The organism is Bradyrhizobium sp. 159 (assembly GCF_023073795.1).
Classification (GTDB): Bacteria; Pseudomonadota; Alphaproteobacteria; order Rhizobiales; family Xanthobacteraceae; genus Bradyrhizobium.
Map to the genome: position 1 here is coordinate 80,069 of NZ_JADPKE010000090.1, position 21,285 is coordinate 101,353.

Consider the following 21,285-nt stretch of genomic DNA (forward strand, 5'->3'; position numbering starts at 1 on the left):
TTTGCCGGTGGGAAACGTTGATCACCTCGCCAGGCGCAGCTTGCTCAGCGCGGTTCCGATCGTATTGAAAATGGTCGCGATCTCGGTCGAGCTCTTGATCTCGTAGAACTTGTCCGGGCTGCTCGCGCAATATTTGAGGATGGCCGAAGTCGGGTCGCCGCTGGTGTTCACCTGGATTGCGTAAATCGTGTACATCGATGCGCCATTGGAATCCTTGGCGTTGTGCAGGTTGTCGCACAGGACTTGCTGTCGGGCGTCAATCGAGCCGGGGAAGGTGCTGTTGCCGTAGGTGGTGGTCTGATTGCTGCCGTTGCCATATGCCGGCCAGCGGTCCTCGGTATTGAGACCGTCAGACAACAGGATGATCACCCGATTGTAAGTGGTGTTGACGGTTCCAGTCTCTGCGGGCGCGTTCAGGGGATTGCCCTGCAGCAGAGATTGCCAGGCCCAAGCCAGGCCGACCGCCTGATTTGTGCCGCCGGTGGGTTGCATGGCGTTGACCGCCGTCTTCAATGCGCTCCAATTGTAGGTGAGCGGCATGATCGGCTTGAGCTGGGGCGAAGAGCTGTCGCTGCAATAGGCGGTGCTGTTTTCGAAATATTGGTTGGCCGGGAACAGCGTTGCGGTATTGGACGACGAAGGGGACGTACCGGTTGCGTCGTTGGGCTGGGTGCGATCAGCGATACAGCCCGTCCATGTGTTGATCGGGTTGGTGGATGCCTGCTGCCAATTGTTCTGAACGGTGGGGGTCGGGTTGCTGGCAGTCCATTTGTTGTTGGCGAAGCCGACGACGGCGCTCACCCGCGGCTGATTCAGGTTATGGGTGAGGTCGTTCGGCCCAGGCTGTGTCCAATCGTGGGTATAGAGCTGGCCGGTGCACGATTTTCCGTTGCCGCTGCCGGTGCAACTGCAACCGGAGACGCTGTTGCCCGAGGCATCGAGCGGGCAGCTGCAGCTTGAGCTGCCGGAGCAGAACGTTCCATTGCCCGCAGACTTGCTCTCCCAGCAGCCGTTGTACATGGTGTGGGAATTGGCGTCGACGCCCGGGCAGATGTAGCCGCTCGGGGGAACAACGTTGACGCCACTGACCGTGTATTTCGAGCTGTTGTTGGTCGCTCCGCTCGTGCAGTAGAAGCCGCCGCTGTTGTTTGACCAGGGGCAGCGCGCCCCGGGTCCCACTGCGTGCCAATTCATCGGAAGACTCGCCTGGTAATTCCCGACCACGTTCGCCGGCTGTGCGGTGGGCGGATTGAGCCAGTCCGTCCAGTCAATCCAGCTCTGGCCGTAATTGCTTGCTCCGACATTGACGGTTTTGGCAAAAGGAACGAGTGAAATGTAGACGTCGCCATCGTTCTTGCTGAGCGCGCTGAGCTGGTCGATCAGGCCGCCGCTTCCGGCCACTGCATTCCTCAATGCCGTCATTTTTCCGTTCTGAGCCATCGACCCCGTGTTGTCGAGCGCGAGCGCCACGCGCATCTTCGCGTTGCCCCAGGTTGCGGTCGACGTGGTATTGAAGCCGAGCGTCGGATAGCCGGCGATCTGCATGAACATGGAATCGATGTAGCTGGAGCCTTCCAGAAGGATCTTCGCTGCCGCGCTTGTGGTCGCCGCAGTGTAGGTTGCCGTTAGCTGAACCCTTGTCTTTGCTGCCGTGTCCGCGGCTTCGCTACCGGCGAACAGGCCCTTGAAATAGTCTGCCGCTTTCTGGCTGATCTGGGACTGGGAGATGGTACCGGCTGTCAGGTCCCTCGACAGCATCAGCGCGGTCGAATCCAGGGCGGCCTGCATTGACGATCGCGCGCGGGTGGCCCGGCTGTAATCGATCGCGGCACCGACGAAGGTCAGCACTGGGACGAGCGCGATGGCGAAGATCACCGCGATGTTGCCTTGCTCGGCCTTCCCGAAGCTGGCGAGCTGTCGACCAATGCGGCGGACAACGGGCAGGTGAAGCATGACGACCCCCGAAATCTGTGGTTTGCCCGATTTCGCCCCAGGCCCTTGAAGGGTCGGTAAATGGGACCGTAGAAAGCCGGAGATATCCCGTCGAAACCGTCGCAGTCGCGCTAACGGCCGGGTTCCTGGTCAACAGGTCCAAACAGTCACAGTGGAAATTTTTGTCAAATCGATCCGGATTGATTAACCTTGGTTGGGATCGCCGGGCCGGGAATCGGGACCGCCGCGGCCGCATCGGCCAAACCTTTGCACGCTTGCGGCGAGCCGGGGGCAGGGCCATATTGCTAGCGAACGATCCGGTTCGGACCGGACCGCTCGGAAGCGGCGATCCGGAAAGGCGGCGCGCTTGTGCGAGGCTCCGAGGTACTGAGCTGCGCCGCAGACCGTCATTCGCTTCCCTGGGGAATTTGAACGCCTGTGCCATGCCGCAACTGACTTCCAGACTGGACCTGCCAGCGGTCACCGCCGCCTCCGCTCCCCGGATGAGCAACGACGAAAACCGTTCGGGCGGCCCTTCCGGGCCGAACACGTCGGTCATTACAAAGGTCAAGCCGAAGACCAAACGGCCGAACTTGTATCGTGTGCTGATCCTCAACGATGACTACACGCCGATGGAATTCGTCGTCCATGTACTGGAGAAATTCTTCCAAAAGGACGTCGAGGCTGCGACCAAGATCATGCTGCACGTCCATCATCACGGCATCGGCGAGTGCGGCGTATTCACCTACGAGATTGCCGAGACCAAGGTGACGCAGGTGATGGACTTCGCCCGCAAGCACCAGCATCCGCTGCAATGCGTGATGGAAAAGAAGTAAGATGCCTCACGGCGCGCTTGAAGCCGGCTCTTGCGTAGTGGCGGTGTGATCGTCGCGCGAGGTCTGCGCGCGGCATCCGCTGCAGCCGGCAGAACTACGGAATTCTGTGCCGGCGCCGATCCCGCCCAAATCGGAACGGGTCTTGCATCGAAAATGCCGGCCTTGTGTGCAGCCGCCTGAGTCGCGGAACCGGTCTTTCGCCGCGCTCTTGTATAACTATATGTGAGAAAGGTTGTTGTTGCCTGACCGGGCGATGACGATCATGATGGTGGGGGCCATAGAGGACGCGAATGCCGACTTTTTCCCAAAGCCTTGAACAATCCCTGCATCGTGCACTGGCGATCGCAAACGAGCGTCATCACCAATACGCGACGCTCGAGCATCTATTGCTCTCTTTGATCGACGACTCCGATGCAGCCGCCGTCATGCGCGCCTGTAGCGTCGATCTCGACAAGCTCCGCACGAGTCTCGTCAACTATCTTGAGACCGAATTCGAGAACCTGGTGACGGATGGCGCCGACGACGCCAAGCCGACCGCCGGCTTCCAGCGCGTGATCCAGCGCGCGGTGATCCACGTGCAGTCGTCCGGTCGCGAAGAGGTGACCGGCGCCAACGTGCTGATCGCAATCTTCGCCGAGCGCGAGAGCCATGCCGCGTATTTCCTGCAGGAGCAGGACATGACGCGCTATGACGCGGTCAACTACATCAGCCACGGCATCGCCAAGCGGCCAGGCGTCTCCGAAGCGCGGCCCGTGCGCGGCGTCGACGAGGAGACGGAGGCCAAGGGCAACGAGGACGCCAAGAAGAAGGGCGAGGCGCTCGAGACCTATTGCGTCAACCTCAACAAGAAGGCCCGCGACGGCAAGATCGACCCGGTGATCGGACGCAATTCCGAGATCAACCGCGCGATCCAGGTGCTGTGCCGCCGGCAGAAGAACAACCCGCTGTTCGTCGGCGAAGCCGGCGTCGGCAAGACCGCGATCGCGGAAGGCCTCGCCAAGCGCATCGTCGACAGCGAGGTGCCGGAGGTGCTGGCGGCCGCGACGGTGTTCTCGCTCGACATGGGCACGCTGCTCGCCGGCACGCGTTATCGCGGCGACTTCGAAGAGCGCCTGAAGCAGGTGCTGAAGGAGCTCGAGGCGCACCCCAACGCCATCCTGTTCATCGACGAGATCCACACCGTGATCGGTGCGGGTGCGACGTCGGGCGGGGCGATGGACGCATCGAACCTGCTCAAGCCGGCGCTGGCCTCGGGCACCATCCGCTGCATGGGCTCGACCACCTACAAGGAATACCGTCAGCACTTCGAGAAGGACCGTGCGCTGGTGCGGCGCTTCCAGAAGATCGACATCAACGAGCCGACGGTCGAGGATGCGATCGCGATCCTCAAGGGCCTCAAGCCGTATTTCGAGGACTACCACCGGCTGAAATACACCAACGAGGCGATCGAGGCCGCCGTCCAGCTCTCCTCGCGCTACATCCACGACCGCAAGCTGCCGGACAAGGCGATCGACGTGATCGACGAATCCGGTGCGGCACAGATGCTGGTCTCCGAGAACAAGCGCAAGAAGACCATCGGCATCAAGGAGATCGAGACCACGATCGCCTCGATGGCGCGGATTCCTCCGAAGAGCGTGTCGAAGGACGATGCCGAGGTGCTCAAGCATCTCGAGCAGACCTTAAAGCGCACCGTTTTCGGCCAGGATAGGGCAATCGAGTCGCTCGCCGCTTCGATCAAGCTGGCGCGTGCTGGCCTGCGCGAGCCGGAGAAGCCGATCGGCTGCTACCTGTTCTCGGGTCCGACCGGCGTCGGCAAGACCGAGGTCGCAAAGCAGCTCGCGGCGACGCTCGGCGTCGAGCTGCTGCGCTTCGACATGTCGGAGTACATGGAGCGGCACACCGTGTCGCGCCTGATCGGCGCGCCTCCCGGCTATGTCGGCTTTGACCAGGGCGGCCTGCTCACCGACGGCGTCGACCAGCATCCGCATTGCGTGGTGCTGCTGGACGAGATCGAGAAGGCGCATCCCGATCTCTACAACGTGCTGCTCCAGATCATGGATCACGGCCGGCTTACCGACCACAACGGCAAGCAGGTCAATTTCCGCAACGTGATCCTGATCATGACCACGAATGCGGGCGCGGCGGATCTCGCCAAGCAGGCGTTCGGCTTCACCCGTTCGAAGCGGGAAGGCGACGACCACGAGGCGATTAACCGGCAGTTCGCGCCGGAATTCCGCAACCGCCTCGATGCCATCGTCTCGTTCAGCCATCTCAGCGTCGAGGTGATCGGCACCGTCGTCGAGAAGTTCGTGCTTCAGCTCGAGGCGCAGCTTGGCGATCGCGACGTCACCATCGAGCTGTCCGAGCCGGCCAAGACCTGGCTGGTCCAGCACGGTTACGACGAGCAGATGGGTGCACGTCCCATGGCCCGCGTGATCCAGGAGCACATCAAGAAGCCGCTGGCGGACGAGGTGCTGTTCGGCAAGCTCAAGGGCGGCGGCCATGTTCGTGTCGTTCTCGTCAAGGACGAGGCCGACGAGACCAAGGAGAAGATCGGCTTCGAGTTCGTTGAGGGCCCGGTCACGCCGAAGCAGGAGAAGCTGCCCGGCGCCCGCAAGCGTCCGCCAGGCAAGTCCAAGCCGGGCGGTCCCGGCGGCTCCAAGGGGCCGACCTCGAAAGGGCCACTGGTCAAAGTCTGATTTGCACGCGATGAGTTGAAAAGGCCGGCTGAAAAGCCGGTCTTTTTGTTGCTCGCATCACCGTAGCGGCGTCATTCACCCCGCAGGCGCTGGTCGTCCTGCACGCGAACGTGCTCGGCGCCGCGCGCGCCCGGGGGCGACAGTCGCAGCATGCTCAGCACCGCGCCGCAGAGTGCAAAGCCGACACCGGCGAGGAGCGCCAGCCGGGTTCCTTCGACCGGATAGCGGCCGAGGAACAGCGCCACCAGTGCCGCGCCGGTGGTCTGGCCGAGCAGGCGGGCCGTTCCCAGCATGCCGCTGGCGCCGCCGGCGCGCTCGCGCGGGGCGGCCGCGATCATGGTGCGGTTGTTGGGGGTCTGGAACAGGCCGAAGCCGGCGCCGGCCAGCGCCATGCGCCAGATCACGTCGAACGGCGCGGGCGTTGCAGGCAGCAAGGCGAGCGCGCCGAGGCCGCAGGCGAACAGCGTGAGCCCGATACCACCGAGCAGGCCGGCGGGATAATGCTCGACAAGGCGGCCAGCGAGGGGCGCGGCGAAAACCACCGCGATCGGCCAGGGCGTGATCAAGAGGCCCATGTGCACGGCGGAATAGCCGAAGCGGCTCTGCAGATAAAAGGGGATCGCGACGAAGGCCAGCATCTGTCCGCAGAACGATGCGATCGAGGTCGCAATCGACAGCGCGAACACCGGGATGCGCAACAGATCGATCGGCAACAGCGGCGAGGTCATGTGGGTTTCGCGATAGATCAGCAGCGCGCCGGCGACGATGGCGATGGCGAACTGCACGAGGCAGGTGACCGCCGCCTCGCCATGGCCGACGCTGTCGACGGCGGCGATGCCGACGCCGAACGTGATCGCGGAGAGCCCCGCGCTCTGCCAATCGAAGGAACGGCTTGCGGGCCTGGTGTGCGGCAGGCTGCGCAAGCCGATCAGCAATGTCACCGCACCGAGCGGGAGGTTGATGGCGAACAGCCAGGGCCAGCTTCCGATCGCGAGAATCCCGGCGGCGAGCGTCGGGCCAACCGCGGCCGAGAAGGCGACCACGAGCGCGTTGAGCCCGATGCCGCGGCCGAGCTGGCTGCGCGGATAGGTGAAGCGCACCAGCGCCGCGTTGACGCTCATGATTCCGGCCGCGCCAAAGCCCTGGATGATGCGCGCGATTGTCAGGAGCGGCAGCGTGTGTGCCAGCGCGCACAACGCGGATGCGAGCGTGAACAGTGCGAGCCCGACCAGATAGACGCGACGATAGCCGACGATCTCGCCAAGCGAAGCCAGCGGCAGCAGCGAGATCGTGATCGCGAGCTGGTAACCGTTGACGATCCAGATCGAGAAGGCCGGGCTCGCATCGAGGTCGGCCGCGATCGTCGGCAGCGCCACATTGGCGATGGCGCTGTCGACCACCGCCATGATGATGCCAAGCGCAATGGTCAGCACCGCCTGGCTGCGCTGCGGCTGCGGCAGGCCGTCGGCATGCTCGATCGGGGCGGATGACATGATGGAGGCGCGGTTGATTCGAGCCGTGATTCATCTCCGAATAGGAAATTGCCGGATCGACAGCAACCCGTCAGGACACGGACAGTTCCCCTGCCGGGAGCCGGGCTTCCGCCATGAAAAGAAAGGAGTCGGGAGCGCTTTCGCGAGAGCCCGGCATGGCTTGGCAATGCCCTAGTCGTGCCGCAGCATGTCAGCGAAGGCCGCGTCGGCAACGCGCGGGTCGATCGCTTTCGCCTCGGGCTGGATTTCGATCGTCGTTGCGGACGAGGAGAAGCAGGCGAGCTGGTAGTCACCCGGCTGCCGCGGCAGGAGCGTCAACCCCCAGCCTACCAGGACGAGCAGCGCGAGCCGGATGGCGATCACACCAAGCAATAGCTCCGTTCCGCTTATGGTGGCGTCGGTCCTCATGCGTGCCAGCTTGAGGCAGGTCAGCAGGCAAGACAATTTGGAATTGGCGAGCGCTGCCTTCGCTCGAAGCGAAGGCTCGAGGTGATCGCTGACTGGACTGTCAGTGCCGCGACTGGCTCTGCCGGAAGTCGCGCGGCGACATGCCGAAATGGTCGCGGAAGACGCGGCCGAAATGCGAGAGGTCGTTGAAGCCCCAGGCGAAGGCGATCTCGCTAATGTGGCGATGGGCGAGCACGGGCGAGGCGAGGTCGCGCCTGCATTGGGCGAGGCGTTCGGCGAGGACATGGCGCTGGAACGAGGTGTCCTCGTCGGCGAGGAGATCGTTGACATAGCGCGGCGAGATGCCGAGCGCGGCCGCGGCCTCCGCGAGCGAGAGGTCGGGATCAGCAAGATGCGCGCGGATGTGCGCCTTTAGCCGGTAGAGCAGGGCGGAGCGATGGGTCGAGGACGGCAGCGACGTCTTGCCGAGCCGCTCGCCGAGCGCCATCGCAAGGAGATCGACCGCCTGCTCCGACAGTGCGGCCGCGTTGTTTGGAGCAAGTTGGTCCGCGCTCTGGCAGAGCCTGACAATGAAATCATAGGCGAGCCGTTCGAGCGGCACATCGGCGCCGAACGCAATCGCGGTCAGTGCCTCGGTGCCGCCGAGCCGGCGCTGCAGCATCTCACGCGGCACCTTGAAGATGGTCTGCGTGAAGCTGTCGTTGAACTTCAGCTCATACGGCCGCGTGGTGTCATACAGCGCGAATTCGCCGGGATGGATCACGGTCTCGCGGCCATCCTGCACCACGCCGCCGTTCCCGCGATTGCCGAGCGCGACCAGGACGAAATCCTGATCAGAGCGCGCGATGCGCGAGGGCGTGCGGAAGACATGCTGGCGGTCGGAGCAGACCTCGGAGCACACGGCCCTGCCGAGCGAAGCCTGCGTGACCGAGCCGTGAAAGGCGCTACCAACGTCCGACTTGCAGTCGAGCCCGACGAAGACGTCGCAGACAATGTCCTGCCAGAGGGCCAGCCGCCGGTAGCCGGGGCTGCCGTCCGTCGTGAACTGGATTGGCATCTGAGGAGCCTCCCTTTCACACCCTGCAAAAATCGCCTGTTGGCGGATCCAGCCTGCCCGGAGGCAAATCCCGTACCGGTTGGCGGGCGCGTCCAGTCGAGTTTTTGTTCCGCCCTGGTCGAGCGCCCGGCCGTCCGGCTTGGCCAAATAGACTGCATCGGACGTGGCTTCCGATCAACCGGCGATGGAGGCGGGAATGGGCATCGAACATCCGAAATACAAGGTGGCAGTGGTACAGGCGGCGCCGGCCTGGCTCGACCTCGACGCCTCGATCGCCAAGTCGATCGCGTTGATCACGGAGGCCGCGGAAAAGGGCGCCAAGCTGGTCGCCTTTCCTGAGGCGTTCATCCCCGGTTACCCCTGGCATATCTGGATGGACTCGCCGGCATGGGCGATCGGCCGCGGCTTCGTGCAGCGCTATTTCGACAATTCACTGTCCTATGACAGCCCGCAGGCTGAAAAGCTGCGCGAGGCCGTGCGCAAGGCAAAGCTCACCGCCGTGATCGGCCTGTCCGAGCGCGACGGCGGCAGCCTCTATCTGGCGCAATGGCTGATCGGGCCCGGCGGCGAGACCATCGCAAAGCGCCGCAAGCTGCGGCCGACCCATGCCGAGCGCACCGTCTATGGCGAGGGCGACGGCAGCGACCTTGCCGTGCATGCGAGAGCCGACATCGGCCGCCTCGGCGCACTGTGCTGCTGGGAGCATCTCCAGCCGCTGTCGAAATACGCGATGTACGCCCAGAACGAGCAGGTGCATGTCGCCGCCTGGCCGAGCTTCTCGCTCTACGATCCCTTCGCGCCGGCGCTCGGCGCCGAGGTCAACAATGCGGCTTCGCGCGTTTACGCGGTGGAAGGCTCCTGCTTCGTGCTCGCGCCTTGCGCGACGGTGTCGCAAGGAATGATCGACGAGCTTTGCGACCGGCCCGACAAGCATGCTCTGCTGCATGCCGGCGGCGGCTTTGCCGCGATCTATGGCCCCGACGGCAGCCAGATCGGCGAGAAGCTGGCGCCGGACCAGGAGGGTCTCCTGATTGCCGAGATCGACCTCGGCGCCATCGGTGTTGCAAAGAACGCCGCCGATCCCGCCGGGCATTATTCGCGGCCCGACGTGACGCGGCTCCTGCTCAACAACAAGCCGTACAAGCGGGTCGAGCAGTTTGCGCTGCCGGTCGATATGGTCGAGCCCACGGACATCGCCGCCGCGGCGAGCTGATCGCCGGGACCACGGGAAAGCATGATCATGGAATCCGCAATTCCTCTGCATCTCGAAACCCAGCGCACGCGCCACAAGCGCGTGCCGGACGACTACCAGCCGCCATATCCGTCGTTCGTGGCGCGCTACAAGCCAGCCGTGAACCGCGTCGTGATGGCCTATCTCGGTGTCCAGTATCGCGGTGTGGCACCGGCGGCGACGGACGCTTTGATAGAAATTGCGGAGCTCTTCGCTGCAGAGAACGGTCCGTCCCACTGGGACCGCGCGCATTATGTCGACCAGTTCGGCCATGAGAACGTTGTCTCCGTCGGTTATTGGGACGACGTCGCACGCTTCGATGCCTGGTTCGCACCTGCGCGAGAGGCGTGGACCGGAAGTCAGCGAGACGATATCGGCACCTTCATCGAGGTGCTGCGACCCATTGTGGCGCGGCACGAGACGCTGTTCTCCTCGCCTGACCGGCCCGAAGGTGTCGCCGCAATCGCCGCCGACATGAGCGGCGAGGTGCAGGAGCACGCGTATTGGGGCGGCATGCGTGATCGCATTCCGCTGTCCCAAACGGATGCGATGACGCCAGGCGGCGCACCGGAGCTGATCCGCGCTGGCGCGCGGCTGCGCGTCGTGGCGCACGACAATCTCTGCCTGATCCGCTCTGGGCAGGACTGGAGCGATACCGAGACGTCCGAGCGCAAGCTCTATCTCGACGACGTCGAGCCGGTGCTGCGCCAGGGCATGGATTTCCTGCGCGACGACGGCCTTGGCATCGGCTGTTACGCCCATCGCTACATGCGGATGCTCGCGGCTGACGGCAGCGTCAGCGAAAAGTCCTATGGCCAGAGCTGGTGGAAGAGTCTCGCTGCGCTCGAACGCTGGGCGGAGTCGCATCCGACCCACCTCAAGATTTTCGGCGCCGCGATGAAATATCTGTCGACGCTCGGGCCGTCAGCCAAGTTGCGGCTCTATCACGAAGTCACGGTGGCTGCCGCCGACGAGCAGTTCTTCGAATATCTGAACTGTCATCCGAAGACGGGCATGCTGGCGGCGGTGTAGGCCGTCCGCGCCTGATCGGCTAGGTCACGCAGTGGCGGAGCAGCTCGGGATGTGCGGCGCAGATGTGATGAGCGCCGGCGTCGAGCAGCTCGGCCTCGCTGCCGTAGCCGTAGAGCACGCCGATGGCGGTTATGCCGTTGGCGCGGGCGCCGACCACGTCATGGCTGCGATCGCCGATCATGACCGCGTGCTGCGGATCAACCCTGGCTTCCTCGAGCGCGTAGCGGAGCAGGTCGCGCTTGTCGACGCGCGTGCCGTCGAGCTCGGAGCCGAACACGCGCTCGAAATAGGGCTTCAGGGCGAAATGATCGACGATGCGCGTGGCGTAGACGGCAGGCTTGCTGGTTGCCACGAACATGCGCTGACGTGTCGCTGCGAGCCTCGACAATGTGTCCGTAATTCCGCTGTAAGCCTCATTCTCGAACAGGCCGATGTCGCTGAAGCGCTCGCGATAGAGCAGGAGCGCACGGTCAGCGAGTTCATCGGTCCCGGTGAGCTTCTTGAGGCTGGCATGCAGCGGTGGGCCGATGCACCAGGTCAGTTCGTCCTCGCTCGGCACCGAAACGCCGAGCCGTTCCAGCGCGTACTGGATCGAGCGGGTGATCCCGGGCTTTGGGTTGGTCAGTGTGCCGTCGAGATCAAAAAAGATTGTCACCATCAGGGCGCGACCTGCATTGATATTGCTGCTCGTTGCTAGAGGGCTGGGGTTCCAAGTCAAGGTCTGAATTGTCCCATAGCGGCAATGCCATGCGAATAGCTCGGATCATCGCTGTCTTGTGCCAGACCCTCGTGCTGTCGCCGGCGCTGGCGGAGGAGGCGCCTGGGCCCGTCGTGTCACCGAATGCCCAGGAACCAGAGAAACCGGCGGAGAAACCGAAAGATGCCCGCGAGAGCGACACGCGGGAGTCGCTCTGCCTGATCATCGAGGCGGCCGCGCGCCAGGCCAATCTGCCGCTGGAGTTCTTCGCCCGCGTGATCTGGCAGGAGAGCCGCTTCCAGTCCGACGCCGTCGGACCGGTGACCCGCAACGGCGAACGCGCGCAGGGCATCGCACAGTTCATGCCAGGCACCGCCGGCGAGCGCGGGCTGCTTGATCCCTTCAATCCGGTGCAGGCGCTGCCCAAGTCGGCCGAATTCCTCAATGAGCTGCGCAACCAGTTCGGCAATCTCGGCCTCGCGGCTGCCGCCTACAACGCCGGCCCGCGGCGGGTGCAGGAATGGCTCGCGGGCACCGGTTCAATGCCGGAGCAGACCCGCAACTACGTTCTCGCCATTACCGGTGCGACAGTGGAGACGTGGGCCAAGGCCGGCGCGACCGGAAGCGGCCCGCCGAGCGCGCCGCCGACGGGCTGCCGCGATCTCATGGCGTTGCTCAAGCGCGCTCCCAATCCGTTCGTGGCCGAACTCGAGCAGCATGTCGAGCTTGCCGCCGCAAAGGTCTGGGGCGTACAGCTCGCCGCTGGCTTCGACCGCAATAGGGCGCTGGCGATGTATTCCCGCGCGGTCACGCGGCTGAGCACCGTGATCGGTGATCGCGATCCGAGCTTGCTGTCTTCCGTGATGCGCAGCCGCGGCACGCGCGCCTTCTATCAAGTGCGCATCGGCGCCGACACGCGCAGCGAAGCGGATGATCTGTGCAACCGCATCCGCAAGGCGGGCGGTGCGTGCTTTGTGCTGAAGAACCGCGGTGTGAGCGGGTAGGGGATGCGCGCATGCCAGCCCCGCCGCGGGCTTCCTTGACGCGAGCCGCTGCGTCGCCCGTTATGCAGGCACGATTCCTCTCCTCGGCCAAAGCTTCCGTGGCGCTTCCTCCGCTTGATTCATCTCAATGGCAAAGCCCCTTGCGCGCATTTGCGTGGGGGCTGCGTTCGATTACGCAGACCATCCTCACCATCGTGCTGTTCGTGACCTATCTCGGCATCGGCGCGCTCGCCCACGACACCCATTTCAGCCTGCTCTGGGCGCTTTGCTCGACATTGTTCGTCTGGGCCGGTCCCGCGCAGATCATCCTGATCACCACGCTCGGCTCGGGCGCGACCGTCATCCAATCCGCGCTCGCGGTGACCGTCAGCGCGATCCGTCTGTTTCCGATGGTGGTCTCGGTGCTACCGCTGATGCGCACACGGACGACCAAGCGACGCGAGTTGGTCTTCGCCGCGCATCTCACGGCCGTGACGCTGTGGGTCGAGTGCCATCGCTTCCTACCGCTTGTGCCGCGCGAGCGGCGCATCGCCTTCGTTCACGGGCTCGGCTGCGGCCTTGTGTCGGTGTGCCTCTGTGCCAACACGGTCGGCTATTTCCTCGCCGCCAACCTGACGCAGACGCTTGGAGCTGCGATCCTGTTGCTGACGCCGCTGTCGTTCCTGTTCTCGACTGCGCGCAACAGCCGCGAGATCGCCGATGTCGTCGCGCTCGTGCTCGGCATATTGCTCTATCCGCTGGCCGCGAATATGAACTCCGGCGTGGACATCCTCGTCAGCGGCGTGGTGGCCGGTACGATCGCCTATGGCGTGCATTGGTGGCGGGCGGTGCGCGCATGAGCTTTTCGCACCTCATTGGCGACTGGCACGCGCTCGCCGTTCTGTTCGTCGCCGGCGTCGTTCCAAACCAGATATGGCGCATGCTGGGCCTGTGGTTCGGCGGCGGCATCGACGAGGGCTCCGAGCTGCTGGTCTGGGTGCGGGCAGTCGCCACCGCGATCCTGGCCGGCGTCATCGCCCAGATCGTGGTCGAGCCGCCGGGCGCGCTTGCCAGCGTCCCCGGTGCCTTACGCTATGGCGCGGTCGGGGCCGGGCTCGTCGTCTTCCTGCTGACCCGTCGCTCGATCTTTGCCGGCGTGGTCACGGGCGAAGTCTTCATGCTGGCCGGCAAGTGGTGGTTGGGCTAAAACCACCGGCGAACAGCAAGGAAACAGGAAATATGGTTCGCGAACAGGAGCTCCGCGAGGGCGAGGTCGCCATCGAGCTGCCACCGACGCAAGATGCCGGTCTCGTCTTCATCGGGCGCATCCGCACCCCCTGGACGTCGCGGCTGGAGACGCCGCGGCAAGGGCGGCATGACGGCCCGGTCTGCCGGCTTGAGATCTTCGAGCCGTTCGTGCCGGCGATCAAGGGCGTCGACTTCTACAGCAATCTCGAAGTGCTGTACTGGCTCGACAAGTCGCGCCGCGATATCATCCTGCAAAGCCCGAAGAATAACGAGAAAACCCGCGGCACGTTTTCGCTGCGCTCGCCGGTGAGGCCCAATCCGATCGGCACCTCGGTCGTGAAGCTGGTCGGCATCGAAGGCAATGCGATCCTGGTGCGCGGGCTCGATTGCCTCGACAACACGCCACTGATCGACATCAAGCCGGACCGTTGCGAGTTCACGCCGTTGGCGGCGCCGCAAGCGGGAGATTTCGAAACGGAGTGAGGGGCGCACTGTGACCCCTTCGTCATTGCGAGCGAAGCGAAGCAATCCAGGCTGCTTCCGCAGAGACAGTCTGGATTGCTTCGTCGCAAGGGCTCCTCGCAATGACGATGTGGAAAGACCTACGCCGCTTGCAGCGCCGCGATCAGCTTGGACGCGTGCTCTTCCAGCACCTTGGCGTCTTCCTTGCGGCTGGCGGGCGGCAGCATCGCGACGCCGTCGTGGCGCGGCATCACGTGCATGTGCAAGTGAAACACCACCTGTCCGCCGGCGGGCTCGTTGAACTGCTGCACCGTGATGCCGTCGGCGTTGAATGCCCTCATCGCGGCCACCGCGATCTTGTGCGCGCCGCGGGCGACATGGGCGAAGTCGTCAGGCTTGATGTCGAGGATGTTGCGGGCAGGGGCCTTCGGGATCACCAGCGTGTGGCCTGGCACGCGCGGCATGATGTCGAGGAAGGCGAAGACGTGCTCGTCCTCGTACACCTTGTAGCAGGGCAGCTCGCCGCGCAGGATCTTTGCGAAGATGTTGTTGGTGTCGTAGGCGGTCATTGGTGGGTCCTCGAGATTTTGCGCTTACTGTCACCAGCCACGGCAAACCGTCAAGACGCCTCGTCGGCCCCTTTGCGGAACGGGCCGAGTTCGGCGAGCTCACGTCCGGCTTCCGCAACATAAGCGCGCTCGCGCTTAAGATAGTCGTCGATGGCGCGCCGCAGGCCCGGGTCGGCAATGAAGTGCGCGGAATAGGTCGTCGTCGGCAGGTAGCCGCGTGCGATCTTGTGCTCGCCCTGCGCGCCGGCCTCGACGTGCCGGAGGCCGCGCTTGATGGCGAAATCAATCGCCTGATAGTAGCAGACCTCGAAATGCAGGAACGGGTGATGCTCGACCGCGCCCCAGTTGCGGCCGAACAGCGTGTCCGAGCCGATGAAGTTAATCGCGCCCGCGATCCAACGATTGTTGCGGCGGGCCATTACCAGCAGCACGTCCTCGCTCATGGTCTCGCCGATCAGCGAGAAGAACTCGCGCGTCAGATATGGCCGGCCCCATTTGCGCGACCCGGTCTCCATGTAAAATTCGAAAAATGCGTCCCAGGCATCCTCGGTGATGTCCTTGCCCGTCAGCCAGTGGATGGTGATGCCGGCGGCGAGCGCATCGCGTCGCTCGCGCTTGATCGACTTGCGGTGGCGCGAGTTCAGCGTCGCCAGGAAGTCGTCGAAACTCGCAAACCCCTCATTGTGCCAGTGGAACTGCTGATCGGTACGCTGAAGGAAGCCGTGCCTGGCGAGTAGCTTCCACTCGGCCTCGCGCGCGAAGGTGACGTGCACCGAAGAGGCCTTGCTGACCCCGCACAGCGCCACCAGCCCGCTCGCCAGGGCCTCGGTGATCTGCTCGCGGTCGACACCGTCGCGGACCAGCAGGCGCGGCCCCGTTGCCGGGGTGAAGGGAACCGAGACCTGGAGCTTCGGATAGTACCGCCCGCCGGCACGCTCATAGGCATCCGCCCAGCCGCGGTCGAAAACGTATTCGCCCTGCGAGTGCGATTTCAGATAACAGGGCACGATTCCCGCGACGCGGCCGTCGAGCTTGGCCACGAGATGCCGCGGTCCCCAGCCGGTGCGGATCGTCGCCGAACCCGATTTCTCGACGGCGGAGAGAAATGCGTGTGAGACGAACGGGTTATAGGCCGAGCTTAAGAGGCCGGCGGAATCGCCTGGAAAAGCGGATGAGGTTCCCTTGCCATGCCCATTACAAGCTTTGCCGGGATTGGCGCAGGCGTCCCAATCCTCCGGTGTCACTTCGCCAATCGAAGGTACGGCCTCGAGCGTGATTTCCGATGATGCCATCATGCCCAAGATCGTGCATTGCAGCAGCGACTTCAAGAGGTCGGGAACGCGCTCGCATGCCTGACGCAGCGCAGCGCTCTTCTAACGGTGCGCTTGCAGAGCGGGGCCCACGGGCAGCGCGTTCGCGGCGGGATGGTCCCGGCTCTGCGCCGCAACGCTAAAGGCGTCGCGGCTTGTCCGGGACACGAGAGGTGCCGTGCCCTTACGGCACAAACCCTTCAAAGATCATCTGGTCCGCATATCGCCCGACCCGCGTCCGCTGCTGCGGCGTGCGCACGGTCCAGCCGAGCAGGGCGCAGCCGAACAGGTTGCGAGCAAGCCAAGGGGCGGGGGCGGGGAGATCGTCGACTCTGAAAGCGACGAAGTGGGGCTGGGTCTGGAAGCCGTGGCGGAGGTACAGCATGCTGTCGCGCTGCTCCTGCGTGAGCTTGGCCCAGTACTCGTCCTCATAGGTCCGCTGCGCGACGATGCCGCGCGGACGGGAGGGCAGCAGCTCGCGCAGCGCCAGCACCTGGTCAGGATCGAAGGACATACCGACGGCGGGACCGTCATAGGACGCCAGCACTTCGACCATCCGCTTCACCAGCTTGCGGTCGCCGCCAAAATGGCTCTTCAGCTCGATCACCAGCGGTACCCGGCCGGCGACCAGGGCGCAGAGGTCGCCGAGCGACATCATCCGCTCCGGTGTGTCGTTGAACTTGACGGATTTCAGCTCGGCGGCGGTCTTGTCGATCACCTCTCCGGTCGCTTCGGTGAGGCGGCCGAGCGCATGGTCGTGATGCACCATGGCCTCGCCGTCGGCGGAGAGTTGAATATCGACCTCGACCGAAAAATTGCCTGCGATCGCGGCCTGCACCGCGCCTGGCATGTTTTCCACGATGCCCCGTGAAATGTTATGCAGGCCGCGATGGGCGACCGGCCGGGCTGTCAGCCAATCCGGAGCGCGCATTCGCGTCAGGCGACCTCGAACACGCCATCGACCTCGACCGCGGCGTCCGCGGGCAGCGAGGCGACCCCGACGGTGGTGCGGGCATGACGGCCCTTGTCACCGAAGGCCGCGACCATCAGGTCGGAGGCGCCGTTCAGCACCTTGGGCCCGTCCAGGAAGTCAGGCGCCGAGTTGATGAAGCCGCCGAGGCGGACCACGCGCACCACCTTGTCGAGATCGCCGAGGGCCGCCTTGACCTGGGCCAGCAGGTTCACTGCGCAGCCGCGAGCGGCCGCAGCGCCGTCTTCGATCGAGACCCCGGCACCCAGCTTGCCCTTGGCAATCAGCTTGCCGGCCGGGTCGAAGCAGACCTGGCCGGAGACGAACAGCAAATTGCCGGTGCGCACGAACGGCACGTAATTGGCAACGGGGGTGGGGGCCTCGTGCAGCTTGATGCCCTGTTCCGCCAGTTTCTGCTCGACCGTGCCCGCCATGTCTCGACCTCGATGTCCAGGATTCCATTCGTCCCCGGCACGTCTGTGGGAGGCCGGGCGCGCCCTGTTTCGCCCATCGTGCCGCCACATGCAAGCAACTGGAGGGGGATGTACTTTGTTGAGGCAGGGGAGCAGGTTCAACGCGGGCGGGGCAACTTTACGTGAAACGGCCTCAGTTGCGACGCAATGGAACGGTCATTAAAATGTCGAATCTGCGCTTCCCCAAGGACGCGTCCTCAAGGAACAGACATGGTGCACCTTTTCCGGATTTCGCTCGGTGTAATGGCGCTCGCGGCGGCCATTGTCGGCTTTGGCGGTGGCGCCCAGGCCGCCAACGGTCCGTTCCTCGCGCACCAGGCGCTTTATGACCTCAGCCTCGTGAAATCGCGCTCCAACTCGGTGAACAGTGCGCGCGGCCGCATCCTCTACAATTTCACGGGCAACGCTTGCGAGGGCTACACCTCCGAATTCCGCCAGGTCTCCGAGCTCGACAGCGGCGAGGGCAAGGTCACGCTGAGCGACCTCCGCTCCAATTCCTGGGAGGACGCCGCCGGAAAAAGCTACCACTTCAAGATCGAGACGCGCATGAACGAGGCGGATGCCGGCCGTGTCGACGGCTCGGCCGAGCGCGACGGTGACCACATCAACGTCAAGCTGAAGCTGCCGGCGCCGAAGACATTCACCCTCGACGGCAAGATCGTATTCCCGACCGAGCAGATCCAGCGCATCATCGCCGCCGCCAAGGAGGGCAAGTCGCTGCTAGAGCTCTCCGTCTATGACGGCTCCGACGACGGCCAGAAGGTCTACAACACGCTCACCGTGATCGGCCAGCCGATCCCCGCCGACCGTGCTACCTCGTCCGATCCGTCGACCTCCGACGAGCATATGAAAGCGCTGAAGCGCTGGCCCGTCACCGTCAGTTATTTCGATCGCGACGCCCAGCAGAAGGAAGGCGAGCAGACGCCGGTCTACGCGATGGCGTTCGAGCTCTACGAAAACGGCGTCTCGCGCCAGCTCGTGCTCGACTACAACGATTTCGTGATTTCGGGCGCGATGGGCAAGTTCGACGTGAAGGACAGCAAGCCCTGTAATTGAGGGCGTGGTCTCCTCCGTGTCATCGCAAGCGCAGCGAAGCAATCCAGACTGTTTCCACGGTGGCAGTCTGGGTTGTTTCGTCGCAAAAGCTCCTCGCAATGACTGGGCTGGTCCTCGGCGTCCTCTCCGGCTAGGCTCCTCCCAACCATAAACTTCGGGAGGCCAGCACCATGCCCAAGCTCGACCATCTCCGCCCCAGCGGCCTGCATCACAATCCGGCTTATTCCCACGTCGTGACGGCGACCGGTGCGCGCACCATCTACATCTCCGGCCAGGTGTCGGTGGACGAGGAGGGGCGGATCGTCGGCGAGGGCGATATTGCCGCGCAGACGACGCAGGTGATGCAGAATCTCGGCCACGCGCTGAAGGCGGCGGGGGCGAGCTACGCCAACATCGTCAAGATCACGACCTTCGTCGTGAACTACAAGCCGGAGCTGCGCCCCATCATCGGCAAGGCCCGCTCCGTCTTCTTCGAAGGCATGGAGCCGCCGGCCTCTACGCTCGTCGGCGTCTCCGCGCTGGCCGCGCCGGAGTGGCTGATCGAGATCGAAGCGGTGGCAGTCGCGGATTGAGGTGACTGGTAGGATGGTTAGAGCGGAGCGAAACCCATCGCCCTTGTTGTGCGGATGGAGCTTGATGGGTGTCGCTTCGCTCTACCTATCCGACTTGCCTTTGGCCATCTCTTGCAAAACAGCCATCGTCTCGTTGGCTCGGTCCGCCGGCACGAAGAGGTGATCGTGATGGAAGGCCGAAACCGCATTCACGTTGATCCCCGCTTCGGCAAGACGCGCCGTGATTGCCGCCAGAGTCGGCGACAGAGGCTGTGGGAGCAATGGTCAACATACCTTTGTATATCTCCTCTAATCCTTCTCATGCGCTGAGCTTACACTGGTAGAATTGAGCGACGGCGGGAGATTCTTACAATTTGAGTCCACTCGGGTCACTGCGGGGAGAGGCTCAAATGAACGTTGTCATTCGAAAGCTCAACGGCCTGTGGCACCTCATCGTCGGGTCTTGTCAGATCCGAACGCCGTTCGTGGAAACTCAGGATCGGCAATTGGTAGTTCAGTATGCCCGGCGCGCCTATCCGGGTGCACGGATATTTGAACGCGACTGAGTTGAGCAGGACTTGATCACTCCTGCGCCTTCTCCGGCCCCTCATACGCAATGCCGCGGATCACCGCAGCGCTGCCGAACTTCTTGCGCAGACTGTCCACCGCGCGCTCGGCGTGCGCGGCGCGGCGGTCGAGCATGTCGGTGTCGTCCAAGACCGAACCGTCACGCAGCGCGCTGACGCCGGCGCCCATCAGGCGGAAGGCGGTGCCGTCGATCTCTTTTGCCAGCATCTCGCGGCAGATCGAGAAGATCTTTGCGGCGAGCTGCGTCGGGGCGGCGATCGACTGCGAGCGCGTGCGCTGGCGGAAATCGGCGGTCTTCAGTTTCAACGTGACAGTCGAGCCGGCGAGCTCGCCGCTCTTGAGACGCGACGACGTCTTCTCGCACAGCCGCCACAAGATCTTCTCCAGCGCCGCGAAATCGCGGATGTCGGTCTCGAACGTGGTTTCGCTGGAAATCGTCTTGGCGCCGCGATCGGGCTCCACGCGGCGTTCGTCGATGCCGCGCGCGAGCCGCCACAGCCGGCGGCCGTCGCTCGGAAACTGCCGCATCATCTCGATCTCGTCGGCCTTCTGCAGGTCGGCGATGATGCGGAAGCCACGCTGCGCGAGGCGCTCCTGCGTGGCTGGTCCGACGCCAAAGATGAAGCCGACGGGCTTCTCCGACAGCATCAAGCGCGCTTCGTCCTGATCGAGCGCGGCAAAGCCGCGCGGCTTGTCGAGATCGGAGGCGATCTTGGCCAAAAACTTGTTGCAGGACAGGCCGACGGAGACGGTGATGCCGATATCGCGCTCGACGTCGCGCGCGAAGCGCGCCAGCACCTTTGCCGGGATCGTGCCGTGAACCCGCTCGGTGCCGGACAGATCAAGGAAGGCCTCGTCGATCGACAGCGGCTCGACCAGCGGGGTCAGCGCCTGCATGGCCTGGCGCACCTCGCGGCCGATCCGGACATATTTCGCCATATCCGGCCGGATCACGGTCGCATGCGGGCAGGCCTCCAGGGCCTTGAACATCGGCATGGCCGAGCGGACGCCATAGGTGCGGGCGATGTAGCAGGCGGCCGACACCACGCCGCGCTTGCCCCCGCCGATGATGACGGGCTTATCGGCGATATCAGGATTGTCGCGCTTCTCGACCGTCGCATAGAAGGCATCGCAGTCGATGTGGGCGATGGTCAGGCTCGATAGCGCGCGGTGGCGGACCAGGCGAGGGGACCCGCAAGCGGAACAGCGCCGCACGCCCGTGTCCAGATCGGCCAGACAATCCCGGCAGAAGCAGCGGGGCCCTGCCGGATCGGGTTCGGTCACGGCACGTCGCGCTCCCAGGTGGGGTCGCCGAGCGCGTCGCCCAGCACCTGCCGTGCTGCGGCAACGTTGGTCGGATGTAGTTCCGCGGCCTTCGCAAAGGCCTTCACGGTCTCGTCATCGCGCAGCACGAAATCGAGCACGCTGAGGAGAAAATTGGGGTCCGAGGCAGCATTGCGCAGGGTCTCCGGACCGACCCCTGTCTCAGCCAGGAACAGGCCCAGCCGCTCGGGCTCGCCGGCGACGAAGGACAGTGCTTGAATCGCAACGATTTCAGCGACTTCGCGGGGGTTGTGAACAGGCTTTTTCACGCGGCCGGTTTGCCTTTCCGTTAACTTTCAGTGTCTACTTTGGAATCATCATGCCCGAGTCTTCGCCTCGAGTCTTGCGACCCCCGACAAGCAACTGG

Annotated in this window: 22 protein-coding genes and 1 pseudogene; 11 read left to right on the forward strand and 12 right to left on the reverse strand. The window is 64.2% G+C overall.

The window, feature by feature from the left end:
• Positions 1-21: 21 nt before the first annotated feature.
• Positions 22-1,953 carry a pilus assembly protein gene (locus IVA96_RS28220; protein WP_247275760.1) on the reverse strand — a complete coding sequence of 644 codons (1,932 nt, stop codon included), beginning with the start codon at positions 1,951-1,953 and terminating at the stop codon, positions 22-24.
• A 482-nt stretch (positions 1,954-2,435) separates the two neighbouring features.
• Between IVA96_RS28220 and clpS the strand changes: the two genes are divergently transcribed.
• Both clpS and clpA read left to right on the forward strand, forming a co-directional pair.
• A complete protein-coding gene (gene clpS, locus IVA96_RS28225; protein WP_164934959.1) occupies positions 2,436-2,768 on the forward strand; it encodes an ATP-dependent Clp protease adapter ClpS in 333 nt (110 codons plus the stop codon).
• 290 nt (positions 2,769-3,058) lie between these two features.
• Entirely contained in the window at positions 3,059-5,467 is a 2,409-nt protein-coding gene (gene clpA, locus IVA96_RS28230) for an ATP-dependent Clp protease ATP-binding subunit ClpA (RefSeq protein WP_247275761.1), read from the forward strand.
• A gap of 71 nt (positions 5,468-5,538) precedes the next feature.
• Here the strand turns inward: clpA and IVA96_RS28235 are convergent, their stop codons facing one another.
• The 3 genes from IVA96_RS28235 to IVA96_RS28245 form a co-directional block, all read right to left on the reverse strand.
• On the reverse strand, positions 5,539-6,960 hold the full coding sequence (locus IVA96_RS28235) for an MFS transporter (RefSeq protein ID WP_247275762.1): 1,422 nt from the start codon (positions 6,958-6,960) through the stop codon (positions 5,539-5,541).
• A gap of 171 nt (positions 6,961-7,131) precedes the next feature.
• A complete protein-coding gene (locus tag IVA96_RS28240) occupies positions 7,132-7,368 on the reverse strand; it encodes a hypothetical protein (protein WP_247275763.1) in 237 nt (78 codons plus the stop codon).
• Between the two features lie 100 nt (positions 7,369-7,468).
• Positions 7,469-8,425 (reverse strand): helix-turn-helix domain-containing protein, encoded by a 957-nt coding sequence (locus IVA96_RS28245; protein ID WP_247275764.1) that lies wholly within the window; start codon positions 8,423-8,425, stop codon positions 7,469-7,471.
• A gap of 196 nt (positions 8,426-8,621) precedes the next feature.
• Here IVA96_RS28245 and IVA96_RS28250 point away from each other — a divergent pair, with 196 nt between their 5' ends.
• Together IVA96_RS28250 and IVA96_RS28255 are read left to right on the forward strand one after the other, a co-directional pair.
• Positions 8,622-9,638 (forward strand): carbon-nitrogen hydrolase family protein, encoded by a 1,017-nt coding sequence (locus IVA96_RS28250; RefSeq protein WP_247275765.1) that lies wholly within the window; start codon positions 8,622-8,624, stop codon positions 9,636-9,638.
• 27 nt (positions 9,639-9,665) lie between these two features.
• Positions 9,666-10,688 (forward strand): phenylacetaldoxime dehydratase family protein, encoded by a 1,023-nt coding sequence (locus IVA96_RS28255; RefSeq protein ID WP_247275766.1) that lies wholly within the window; start codon positions 9,666-9,668, stop codon positions 10,686-10,688.
• Between the two features lie 19 nt (positions 10,689-10,707).
• Here the strand turns inward: IVA96_RS28255 and IVA96_RS28260 are convergent, their stop codons facing one another.
• On the reverse strand, positions 10,708-11,346 hold the full coding sequence (locus IVA96_RS28260; protein WP_247275767.1) for an HAD family hydrolase: 639 nt from the start codon (positions 11,344-11,346) through the stop codon (positions 10,708-10,710).
• 89 nt (positions 11,347-11,435) lie between these two features.
• Between IVA96_RS28260 and IVA96_RS28265 the strand changes: the two genes are divergently transcribed.
• The 4 genes from IVA96_RS28265 to tsaA all read left to right on the forward strand — a co-directional run bounded on the left by IVA96_RS28265 (position 11,436) and on the right by tsaA (position 14,099).
• Positions 11,436-12,389 carry a lytic transglycosylase domain-containing protein gene (locus IVA96_RS28265; RefSeq protein ID WP_247420624.1) on the forward strand — a complete coding sequence of 318 codons (954 nt, stop codon included), beginning with the start codon at positions 11,436-11,438 and terminating at the stop codon, positions 12,387-12,389.
• A gap of 98 nt (positions 12,390-12,487) precedes the next feature.
• The gene (locus IVA96_RS28270) at positions 12,488-13,228 is read left to right on the forward strand and encodes an AzlC family ABC transporter permease (protein ID WP_247275769.1); all 741 of its coding nucleotides are present in this window, start codon (positions 12,488-12,490) and stop codon (positions 13,226-13,228) included.
• Positions 13,225-13,575, forward strand: coding sequence for an AzlD domain-containing protein (locus IVA96_RS28275; protein WP_247275770.1), 351 nt, complete (start codon positions 13,225-13,227; stop codon positions 13,573-13,575). The genes IVA96_RS28270 and IVA96_RS28275 overlap by 4 nt, the downstream gene beginning before the upstream one ends.
• Before the next feature lie 32 nt (positions 13,576-13,607).
• On the forward strand, positions 13,608-14,099 hold the full coding sequence (tsaA, locus tag IVA96_RS28280) for a tRNA (N6-threonylcarbamoyladenosine(37)-N6)-methyltransferase TrmO (protein WP_247275771.1): 492 nt from the start codon (positions 13,608-13,610) through the stop codon (positions 14,097-14,099).
• Between the two features lie 119 nt (positions 14,100-14,218).
• On the opposite strand, the gene IVA96_RS28285 is transcribed toward tsaA, so the two are convergent.
• From IVA96_RS28285 to IVA96_RS28300, 4 genes are all read right to left on the reverse strand, one after another.
• Positions 14,219-14,647: an HIT family protein gene (locus tag IVA96_RS28285; RefSeq protein WP_247275772.1), complete on the reverse strand. Its 429-nt coding sequence runs from the start codon at positions 14,645-14,647 to the stop codon at positions 14,219-14,221.
• Between the two features lie 50 nt (positions 14,648-14,697).
• On the reverse strand, positions 14,698-15,939 hold the full coding sequence (locus IVA96_RS28290) for a GNAT family N-acetyltransferase (protein WP_247275786.1): 1,242 nt from the start codon (positions 15,937-15,939) through the stop codon (positions 14,698-14,700).
• Between the two features lie 202 nt (positions 15,940-16,141).
• On the reverse strand, positions 16,142-16,888 hold the full coding sequence (locus IVA96_RS28295) for a glycerophosphodiester phosphodiesterase (RefSeq protein ID WP_247275773.1): 747 nt from the start codon (positions 16,886-16,888) through the stop codon (positions 16,142-16,144).
• A gap of 5 nt (positions 16,889-16,893) precedes the next feature.
• Entirely contained in the window at positions 16,894-17,361 is a 468-nt protein-coding gene (locus IVA96_RS28300) for a RidA family protein (RefSeq protein ID WP_018321130.1), read from the reverse strand.
• Positions 17,362-17,610: 249 nt separating this feature from the next.
• Here IVA96_RS28300 and IVA96_RS28305 point away from each other — a divergent pair, with 249 nt between their 5' ends.
• Together IVA96_RS28305 and IVA96_RS28310 are read left to right on the forward strand one after the other, a co-directional pair.
• On the forward strand, positions 17,611-18,456 hold the full coding sequence (locus IVA96_RS28305; protein ID WP_247275774.1) for a cell envelope integrity EipB family protein: 846 nt from the start codon (positions 17,611-17,613) through the stop codon (positions 18,454-18,456).
• Between the two features lie 170 nt (positions 18,457-18,626).
• Entirely contained in the window at positions 18,627-19,028 is a 402-nt protein-coding gene (locus IVA96_RS28310) for a RidA family protein (RefSeq protein WP_091899125.1), read from the forward strand.
• 81 nt (positions 19,029-19,109) lie between these two features.
• On the opposite strand, the pseudogene IVA96_RS28315 reads toward IVA96_RS28310, so the two are convergent.
• Positions 19,110-19,262 (reverse strand): annotated as a pseudogene (locus IVA96_RS28315) (ACT domain-containing protein); the annotation flags it as partial.
• Between the two features lie 155 nt (positions 19,263-19,417).
• On the opposite strand from IVA96_RS28315, the gene IVA96_RS28320 reads away from it, so the two are divergent.
• Positions 19,418-19,573 (forward strand): hypothetical protein, encoded by a 156-nt coding sequence (locus IVA96_RS28320; protein ID WP_247275775.1) that lies wholly within the window; start codon positions 19,418-19,420, stop codon positions 19,571-19,573.
• A 16-nt stretch (positions 19,574-19,589) separates the two neighbouring features.
• On the opposite strand, the gene IVA96_RS28325 is transcribed toward IVA96_RS28320, so the two are convergent.
• Together IVA96_RS28325 and IVA96_RS28330 are read right to left on the reverse strand one after the other, a co-directional pair.
• Positions 19,590-20,879, reverse strand: a complete 1,290-nt coding sequence (locus tag IVA96_RS28325; RefSeq protein ID WP_247275776.1) for a DNA polymerase IV — start codon at positions 20,877-20,879, stop codon at positions 19,590-19,592.
• Positions 20,876-21,187: a DUF3572 domain-containing protein gene (locus IVA96_RS28330; RefSeq protein ID WP_247275777.1), complete on the reverse strand. Its 312-nt coding sequence runs from the start codon at positions 21,185-21,187 to the stop codon at positions 20,876-20,878. Before IVA96_RS28330 ends, IVA96_RS28325 begins: the two co-directional genes overlap by 4 nt.
• Between the last annotated feature and the right edge of the window lie 98 nt (positions 21,188-21,285).

What these genes read in the sequence shown, in the direction of transcription:
- tsaA (WP_247275771.1), top strand. Translation starts at nt 13,608, where the DNA reads ATGGTTCGCGAACAGGAGCTCCGCGAGGGCGAGGTCGCCATCGAGCTG.
- IVA96_RS28290 (WP_247275786.1), bottom strand. Translation starts at nt 15,939, where the DNA reads ATGGCATCATCGGAAATCACGCTCGAGGCCGTACCTTCGATTGGCGAA.
- IVA96_RS28265 (WP_247420624.1), top strand. Translation starts at nt 11,436, where the DNA reads ATGCGAATAGCTCGGATCATCGCTGTCTTGTGCCAGACCCTCGTGCTG.
- IVA96_RS28300 (WP_018321130.1), bottom strand. Translation starts at nt 17,361, where the DNA reads ATGGCGGGCACGGTCGAGCAGAAACTGGCGGAACAGGGCATCAAGCTG.
- IVA96_RS28250 (WP_247275765.1), top strand. Translation starts at nt 8,622, where the DNA reads ATGGGCATCGAACATCCGAAATACAAGGTGGCAGTGGTACAGGCGGCG.
- IVA96_RS28235 (WP_247275762.1), bottom strand. Translation starts at nt 6,960, where the DNA reads ATGTCATCCGCCCCGATCGAGCATGCCGACGGCCTGCCGCAGCCGCAG.
- clpS (WP_164934959.1), top strand. Translation starts at nt 2,436, where the DNA reads ATGAGCAACGACGAAAACCGTTCGGGCGGCCCTTCCGGGCCGAACACG.
- IVA96_RS28295 (WP_247275773.1), bottom strand. Translation starts at nt 16,888, where the DNA reads ATGCGCGCTCCGGATTGGCTGACAGCCCGGCCGGTCGCCCATCGCGGC.
- IVA96_RS28240 (WP_247275763.1), bottom strand. Translation starts at nt 7,368, where the DNA reads ATGAGGACCGACGCCACCATAAGCGGAACGGAGCTATTGCTTGGTGTG.
- IVA96_RS28305 (WP_247275774.1), top strand. Translation starts at nt 17,611, where the DNA reads ATGGTGCACCTTTTCCGGATTTCGCTCGGTGTAATGGCGCTCGCGGCG.
- IVA96_RS28255 (WP_247275766.1), top strand. Translation starts at nt 9,666, where the DNA reads ATGGAATCCGCAATTCCTCTGCATCTCGAAACCCAGCGCACGCGCCAC.
- IVA96_RS28220 (WP_247275760.1), bottom strand. Translation starts at nt 1,953, where the DNA reads ATGCTTCACCTGCCCGTTGTCCGCCGCATTGGTCGACAGCTCGCCAGC.
- IVA96_RS28320 (WP_247275775.1), top strand. Translation starts at nt 19,418, where the DNA reads ATGAACGTTGTCATTCGAAAGCTCAACGGCCTGTGGCACCTCATCGTC.
- IVA96_RS28275 (WP_247275770.1), top strand. Translation starts at nt 13,225, where the DNA reads ATGAGCTTTTCGCACCTCATTGGCGACTGGCACGCGCTCGCCGTTCTG.
- IVA96_RS28260 (WP_247275767.1), bottom strand. Translation starts at nt 11,346, where the DNA reads ATGGTGACAATCTTTTTTGATCTCGACGGCACACTGACCAACCCAAAG.
- IVA96_RS28285 (WP_247275772.1), bottom strand. Translation starts at nt 14,647, where the DNA reads ATGACCGCCTACGACACCAACAACATCTTCGCAAAGATCCTGCGCGGC.
- IVA96_RS28310 (WP_091899125.1), top strand. Translation starts at nt 18,627, where the DNA reads ATGCCCAAGCTCGACCATCTCCGCCCCAGCGGCCTGCATCACAATCCG.
- clpA (WP_247275761.1), top strand. Translation starts at nt 3,059, where the DNA reads ATGCCGACTTTTTCCCAAAGCCTTGAACAATCCCTGCATCGTGCACTG.
- IVA96_RS28245 (WP_247275764.1), bottom strand. Translation starts at nt 8,425, where the DNA reads ATGCCAATCCAGTTCACGACGGACGGCAGCCCCGGCTACCGGCGGCTG.